The organism is Kitasatospora sp. NPDC059571, from assembly GCF_042735675.1.
In the GTDB taxonomy this organism is placed as follows: domain Bacteria; phylum Actinomycetota; class Actinomycetes; order Streptomycetales; family Streptomycetaceae; genus Kitasatospora.
Genome location: NZ_JBHWBW010000475.1, coordinates 1 through 6,170, shown reverse-complemented (window position 1 = coordinate 6,170; position 6,170 = coordinate 1). Strand labels below are relative to the sequence as shown.

Sequence of the window (6,170 nt, the reverse complement as noted above, 5' to 3'; positions counted from 1 at the left end):
CAAGATCGCAACAATCCCGGCGCGCTCGGGCAGCGCCAGTAAGTACTCATCTTCGTAGGTGTCGGCCGCGTTGCGCTGGCTGGCCCGCGGCGCGGCGATCGCCTGCTCCAGCGTCAGGCCGCGGTCGATCCGGCCGATCAGCACCTGGAGCACGGTGGTGATGATGGTCGCCCCGCCCGGCGAGCCGGCGGCGAAGAAGGGGCGGCCGTCGCGGAGCACGATGGTCGGCGAGATCGAGGAGCGCGGCCGCTTGCCCGGGCCGGGGAGGTTGGGGTCGGGCACGCCCGGGGTGACCGGCGTGAAGGAGAAGTCGGTCAGCTCGTTGTTGAGCAGGAAGCCGCGGCCGGGCACGGTGATCGCACTGCCGCCGGTCTGCTCGATGGTGAGCGTGTAGGAGACGACGTTGCCCCACCGGTCGGCGACCGTCAGATGGGTGGTGCTGGGGCCCTCGTAGGTCTCGGTCGCGGCCGGGCCCGTGGAGCCGCAGGCGGTCGGGTGGTAGGGGTCGCCGGGCGCGAGCGGACTGGTCAGCGCCCGGGCCGGGTCGAGCAGGCAGGCCCGGGCCGCGGCGAAGGCGGGCGAGAGCAGCCGGCCGGTGGGGACGTCGACCGCGCCGGGGTCGCCGACCCAGCGGTTGCGGTCCGCGAAGGCGATCCGGGAGGCCTCCAGGAAGCGGTGGTAGTACTGCACGGTGTCCAGGTGGGCGAGGTCGGAGCGGGCGAGGATGCCGAGTGCCTCGCCGACCGTGGTGCCGCCGCTGGAGGACGGGGCGATGGAGTACACGTCGTCGCCGCGGTAGGAGACGTGGGTGGGCTCGCGCCGGACCACCCGGTAGCCGGCCAGGTCGGTGCGGTCGACCCGGCCCGGGCGGGCGAGCCGGCCGGAGGCGGGGTCGACCGGCGGGTGCTGGAGGGTGTTCACGATGTCGGCGCCGATCGGCCCGCGGTAGAGCGCGGCGGTGCCGTCCCGGCCGAGCTGCCGGTAGGTGGCGGCGAGGTCGGGGTTGCGGAGCGTCGAGCCGACCACCGGGAGCGCGCCGCCGGGCAGGAAGAGCGCCCGGGTGGCCGGGAAGTCCTGGAAGCGCGCCTGGTTGGCGGCGGTCTGGTCGCGGAAGGTCTGGTCGACGGTGAAGCCGTGGTCGGCGATCCGCTCGGCGGGGCGCAGCACCTCGCCGAGTGAGCGGGTGCCCCAGAGGTCGAGCGCCTTCTCCCAGGTGGCGGCGGTGCCGGGGACGCCGACCGAGAGGCCGCTGGTGACCGCGTCGGCGAACGGCAGCGGTTTGCCGTCGGCGTCCAGGAAGAGCGAGGAGTCGGCGGTGCGGGAGGCGGTCTCCCGGCCGTCGAGGGTGGAGACCCGGCCGGTGCGGGCGTCGTAGACGACGAAGTACCCGCCGCCGCCGATGCCGGCCGAGTACGGCTCGGTGACGCCGAGCGCGGCGGCGGTGGCGACCGCGGCGTCCACCGCGTTGCCGCCGTGGCGCAGCACCTCGATGCCGGCCGCGGTCGCGTCGGCGTCGACGCTGGCCACCGCGCCGCCGTAGCCGACCGCCTCGGGGGACTTGGCGGGCGGGGCGGCGGCCGAGGCGGGTGCGACGGCGGAGCAGACCAGGCCGGTGGCGAGGGCGATCGGGGGGAGGAGTCGGGCCAGAGCTCTCATGCAGGACCTCCTGAGTCGGCGTCAACTGTCCGTTCTGCCATACCTGCGGTGGACAGGACAACAGCACCTCCGGCCACTACCCGGCAGTAGTTTCGTTATCCGGCCGAGACCTCCCGACGCCTTACTGACACTGGGTCTTACAAGCTACCGTCCGGTACAGCCGCAAGGATCCGCACCCCCACCCCGCGGATCCGCCCACACAGGAGAGCCGCATGCCCCCACGCGTACGCCGCGGCGCCACCGCCCTGGCGCTGGCCACCGCCCTGCTCACCGCCGCCCCGCTCGCCCTCGCGCCGCACGCAGCGGCCGCTGCCGCGGCACAGGCCGCCGCACCCGCCCTGCGCTTCACCGACATCCCCGGCGACGGCGGGGTGGTGCTCAAGGGCAACGTCTACGAGCCGAACGACGGGGCCGCCGCCCACCCGCTGCTCGTCCTCCCCGCCAGCTGGGGCCTCAACGACCTCGAGTACCTGGCCCAGGCCCGCGCCTTCGCCGCGGCCGGCTACGTCGTCGTCTCCTACACCCCGCGCGGGTTCTGGGGCTCCGGCGGGGAGATCGAGGTCGCCGGGCCGCCCGACGTCGCCGACGTCTCCCGGGTGATCGACTGGGCGCTGGCCCACACCAGCGCCGACCCGCAGCACATCGGCATGGCCGGCATCTCCTACGGCGCCGGCATCAGCCTGCTCGGCTCCGCGTTCGACCCGCGGATCAAGGCCGTCGCCGCGCTCAGCGGCTGGGCCGACCTCGCCGACTCGCTGTTCGGCGACGAGACCCAGCACCTCCAGTCGGCCGCCCTGCTCACCGTGGCCGGGTACCTGACGGGCCGTCCGGGCGACGAGCTGCAGACCACCCTCACCCGCTTCTTCGGCAGCGACTGGGCCGACGAGCCGGCCATCCGGGCCTGGGCCGCACAGCGCTCCGCCGCCACCTACACGGATCGGATCAACGCCAACGGCGCCGCCGTGATGCTCGCCAACGCCTGGGGCGACTCGATCTTCCCGCCGAACCAGCTCACCGACTTCTACCAGCGGCTCACCGGCCCCAAGCGCCTCGAACTGCGGCCCGGCGACCACGCCACCGCCGAGGCCACCGGGCTGGCAGGCCTGCCCAACGACGTCTGGACGGACACCCGCGCCTGGCTCGACCACTACCTCCGGGGCGCCGACAACGGCATCGACCGCAGTCTGCCGGTGCACATCCGCCCCCAGCTCCAGGACGGCTACGAGGACTACCCGAGTTGGCAGGCGGTCAGCACCACCACCCGGCGGCTCGGACTCGGCGGCCGCGACTGGCTCGGCACCGGATCGCTCTCCGCCGGCTCGCCCACCGGCTGGCGCACCCCGATCGCCACCGGCGTCGACTCCGGCGCGGACGGCGGGATCGCCCTGCTCAGCAACCTCGCCGAGCAGTTCCTGAAGATCCCCCCGACCATCTCGGTGCCGCTGCTCCCCCGCCCGGTCGCCGCGGTCTGGCAGTCCGCCCCGGCCGGCGCCGTGCAGCGGATCCGCGGCAGCGTCCGGCTGCACCTGTCCGTCACCCCGTCCGCGGAGCAGGGCAGCCTGGTCGCCTACCTCTACGACGTGGACGCGCTCGGCATCGGACGGCTGGTCGCGCACGCGCCGTACACCTTCCTGGGGCGCACCCCGGGGCAGGCGTTCGCCGCCGACGTCCGGATGCAGGAGACCGCGTACGACGTGCCGGCCGGGCACCGGCTGGCCCTGGTGGTGGACACCGTCGACCCGCTGTACATCACCCACAACCCGGCCCGGTCCACCCTCGCCCTCGGCTCGCCGGAGCAGGACCCGTCCTGGCTCTCGGTGCCGCTGCGCTGACCGGCCCGCGGCGCCCCGGCCCGGCCCCCGCGCCCGCGGGGACCGGGCCGGCGGACCTCAGGTGGCCTCCGCCGCCCGCTCCACCCGGTGCCGCTTGATGGTCCGGAACCGCCGGGCGACCTGGCGGGCCAGGTCCGCGGCGCCGACCAGCCCGGCCTCGTTGCCGAGCGCGGCGTGCACGATGGTGGCCTCGGGCCGGAAGCCCCGGCCGGTCAGAGTGCGCCGGAACGCCTCCTGGGCCGGGCCGAGCAGCAGGTCGCCGGCCTCCGAGACGCCGCCGCCGACCACGAAGCGGCCCGGGTCCAGCGCGGCCGCCAGGTTGGCGATGCCCACGCCCAGCCAGTGGCCCACGTCGTACAGCAGCTCGGTGGCGGTCGCGTCGCCGTCCCGGGCCGCCTCGGTGACCAGCGGGCCGGTGATGCCCTCCAGGGTGCCGCCCGCCCGGGCGAGCAGCGGCTGGACGACCGGCGACTCCTCCGCCACCAGCTCCCGCGCCTCGCGCACCAGCGCGTTGCCGGAGGAGTACTGCTCCCAGCAGCCGCGGTTGCCGCACGGGCAGCGGTGCCCGCCCGGCACCACCTGCATGTGGCCGAACTCGCCGGCCAGGCCGTACTTCCCGCGGTCCACGTAGCCGTCGCGGACGACCGCGCCGCCGATGCCGGTGCCCAGGGTGAGCATCACCATGTGGTCCTCGCCGCGCCCGGCGCCGAACCGCCACTCGGCCCAGGCCGCGGCGTTGGCGTCGTTCTCCACCACCACCGGGAAGCGCAGCCGCCGGCTGAGCGCGTCCCGCAGCGGCTCGTTGCGCCAGTTGAGGTGCGGGGCGAAGAGCACCCGGGAGCGGTCGGCGTCGACCCAGCCGGCCGCGCCGACCCCGACCGCGTGCACGTCGTGCTTGTCGGCGAGCTGCAGTACCAGGTCGACGATGACGTCCTCGACAACGGTCGGGCTCTTGCTCTTGTGCGGGGTCTCGGCGCGGACCCGGTCGAGCACCCGGCCCTCGCCGTCCACCACGCCGGCCACCACCTTGGTGCCGCCGATGTCGACGCCGATGGTGGGCAGCCGCAGCACGCCGGCCGGCAGCGCGCGGCGCCGGCGGTCGGCGCCGCGCGGCCCCAGGCCGAGCAGGGTGGGCAGGACGGCCGGCCGCTGGGGGCTGTTCGGGGTGGTCACGTGGGCGGTCGCTCCTTCGGGGTCGGGCGGCGGGTCGGCCGCGGTACGGGCCGCTGCCGCCATCCTCCTCCCGTCGGCGGCCCCGCCGGGAGCGCACCCCGCGGCCGTTCCCAGCCGGTCCTCATCCGGGTGGCCGCAGTCCGTACCCCGTCCGGTGGATTCGTTCAGATGACTGGCAGACTTGGTTGGGCCGCGTGGGGGATTCACATGGAAACGTGATGTTCCTCTCAGGTTTCGCCCAGTTAACGGCGCAACCGACCCGTGGTTTCCCATTGTCTGATCACATCGAAGCGCGTACCGGGCGAGCGGGGCCCGGGCGGCCGGCAACGCGGATACGAGAACCTGATGCAACTCACCGGAACACCGTTCCTGATCCTCACGATCGTCCTGGTACCGATCTCCATCGCGGCAGCACTGCTGCTGTGGGGTCGCGCGCGCGGGCCCAGGCCCGTCCAGGTGCTGAGCAGACTCATCATGATCCTGCTCTGCCAGGCGACGGCCGTGACCATGGTGTTCGTCATGGTGAACAACGCCAACCTGATCTACGGCAGCTGGGACGACCTGCTCGGCACCGGCAACCACGTGCGGGCGGTCCCGCAGGTGCCGGCCGACGGCCCGGGCCAGGACGCCAAGGGCGAGCCCAAGGTGCTCCAGCAGTTCAAGGCCGTCGACGACCCGGCGGTGCCGCGCGACGTCCAGCGCACCGACCTCAAGGGCCGGCTCTCCGGCGTCGACGGCGAGGTGCTGGTCTGGCTGCCGCCGCAGTACAACGACCCGGCGTACAAGGACCGGACCTTCCCGGTCGTCGAGCTGATCCCGGGCTTCCCCGGCTCCTCCAGCACCTGGTACGGCACGCTGAAGGTGTCCGAGCAGCTCAAGCCGCTGATGAAGAGCGGCAAGGTCGCGCCCTTCATCCTGGTGTCGCCGCGCACCCTGCTGCTCGGCAAGGGCATCGACACCGGCTGCGCCGACGTCCCCGGCAAGGTCAACGCCGACACCTGGCTCTCCCGGGACGTTCCGCAGATGGTGCTGGACAACTTCCGGGCGGACGCCTCCTCCGACCGCTGGGCGGTGGCCGGGTACTCCGCGGGCGGGCACTGCGCCGCCAAGCTGGCCCTGGAGCACCCCAACCGCTACCGCGCCGCGATCAGCCTCTCCGGCTACAACGACCCCGCCGCCGAGAGCGCCTCGCTGACCGCCAAGGACCCGCACCTGCGGGAGGTCTCCAACCCGCTCTACATCCTCAAGCACGCCAGCCCGGCGCCGCACGTCAGCCTGTTCGTCAGCGGCAACAAGGGCGACGGCTACGAGGGCGGGCTGGCCCTCAAGCAGGCCGCCAAGCCGCCGACCGAGGTGGTCGTCCAGGAGACCAGCGGGCCGCACGCCAGCGACGTGTGGCGGCCGATGCTGCCTCAGGTCTTCACCTGGCTCACCGGTGTGATCCCGGCCCAGCACTGACGCACCGCCGCTCCCGCGCAACGCCGACGGGCCCGCCGCACCGAAGTGGTG

The 6,170-nt window shown here is 74.1% G+C and carries 4 protein-coding genes; 2 read left to right on the top strand and 2 right to left on the bottom strand.

Annotated elements, in window-relative coordinates; all coding sequences use genetic code 11:
- Nucleotides 1-1,656, bottom strand: a 1,656-nt coding sequence (ggt, locus tag ACFV0G_RS33280) for a gamma-glutamyltransferase (RefSeq protein ID WP_380556062.1), incomplete at its 3' end; no start/stop codon positions are given.
- A gap of 212 nt (nucleotides 1,657-1,868) precedes the next feature.
- Here ggt and ACFV0G_RS33275 point away from each other — a divergent pair.
- Nucleotides 1,869-3,488, top strand: a complete 1,620-nt coding sequence (locus tag ACFV0G_RS33275; RefSeq protein ID WP_380556060.1) for a CocE/NonD family hydrolase — start codon at nucleotides 1,869-1,871, stop codon at nucleotides 3,486-3,488.
- A 57-nt stretch (nucleotides 3,489-3,545) separates the two neighbouring features.
- On the opposite strand, the gene ACFV0G_RS33270 is transcribed toward ACFV0G_RS33275, so the two are convergent.
- The gene (locus tag ACFV0G_RS33270) at nucleotides 3,546-4,661 is read right to left on the bottom strand and encodes an ROK family glucokinase (RefSeq protein ID WP_380556058.1); all 1,116 of its coding nucleotides are present in this window, start codon (nucleotides 4,659-4,661) and stop codon (nucleotides 3,546-3,548) included.
- 345 nt (nucleotides 4,662-5,006) lie between these two features.
- Between ACFV0G_RS33270 and ACFV0G_RS33265 the strand changes: the two genes are divergently transcribed.
- Complete coding sequence (locus ACFV0G_RS33265; RefSeq protein ID WP_380556056.1) at nucleotides 5,007-6,119, top strand: alpha/beta hydrolase; 1,113 nt, start codon at nucleotides 5,007-5,009, stop codon at nucleotides 6,117-6,119.
- The last annotated feature ends 51 nt before the right edge of the window (nucleotides 6,120-6,170 follow it).

Excerpts from the sequence above, each read along its gene's own strand:
- ACFV0G_RS33275 (WP_380556060.1), top strand. The coding sequence starts at position 1,869 with ATGCCCCCACGCGTACGCCGCGGCGCCACCGCCCTGGCGCTGGCCACC.
- ACFV0G_RS33265 (WP_380556056.1), top strand. The coding sequence starts at position 5,007 with ATGCAACTCACCGGAACACCGTTCCTGATCCTCACGATCGTCCTGGTA.